This is a genomic window from Actinoplanes siamensis (genome assembly GCF_016862395.1).
GTDB classification, from domain to species: domain Bacteria; phylum Actinomycetota; class Actinomycetes; order Mycobacteriales; family Micromonosporaceae; genus Actinoplanes; species Actinoplanes siamensis.
Genome location: NZ_BOMW01000150.1, coordinates 1 through 883 on the forward strand (window position 1 = coordinate 1; position 883 = coordinate 883).

Consider the following 883-nt stretch of genomic DNA (forward strand, 5'->3'; position numbering starts at 1 on the left):
ATGGCACCAGCCTCCCGGATGTGCCGGGCCGCCTCCTCGGCGCTCTCCCCGAACCGGACCTCGAACCGGGTCGCGGTCTCGTGCCCACCGAGCGCGCCGAGCAGCGCGGAGAAACCGCTCACGTGCACGTTTACGACATCGATTCACTCACGCGCACCGACATTGCGATCAGTAGCCGTTCGGGGGCAGGCACAGCAGGTTCGAAACTTTCGAAGGCATCCCAGCCTCTCCTCGAGATGCGAACCCAATGCCGGACACGTGATCATGTCCGACCGGATGACAACGCACTTGTTCAGGGCAAAGCCGGGCCAGCTTGCTACCGGAAATTTCTCGGAAGTTGTTGCCTGCAAGCGAGAGTACCGGCAGCATCGACTGTGACGAATGTTTCGATGCGCGGTCCGCTCGTCCGACGGGTCGGCTCGGACACTGCCAGGGAAGGAGGCCATGGTGACGGAACGCTCCTCGGTCCATCATGGCGAGATCCGACCAATGAGATCGATAAAGTCCAAAGCCTTGGCCGTCGCTGCCGTCGGCGTCGTGGCGGCGGCCACGGCCGTGGCGGTAACGTCGGCTGCGAACGCCGCGGCCAGCACTCTGGGCGCCGCGGCGGCACAGTCCGGCCGGTACTTCGGCACCGCGATCGCCGCGGGCCGGCTCGGTGACGCCACCTACACCACGATCGCCGGCCGCGAGTTCAACATGATCACGGCCGAGAACGAGATGAAGCCGGACGCCACGGAACCGCAGCGAGGTCAGTTCAACTTCAGCGCCGGCGACCGGATCTACGACTGGGCGACCCAGCGCGGCATGAAGGTGCGCGGGCACACCCTGGCGTGGCACGGACAGCAGCCGGGCTGGATGCAGAGCCTCAGCGGCAGCAACC

1 protein-coding gene is annotated in these 883 nt (G+C 66.0%); it reads left to right on the top strand.

What is annotated here, in order from left to right; all coding sequences use genetic code 11:
* Window positions 1–489: 489 nt before the first annotated feature.
* Window positions 490–883: endo-1,4-beta-xylanase (locus Asi03nite_RS37500; protein WP_203685259.1), on the top strand; the 394-nt coding region annotated here is incomplete at its 3' end.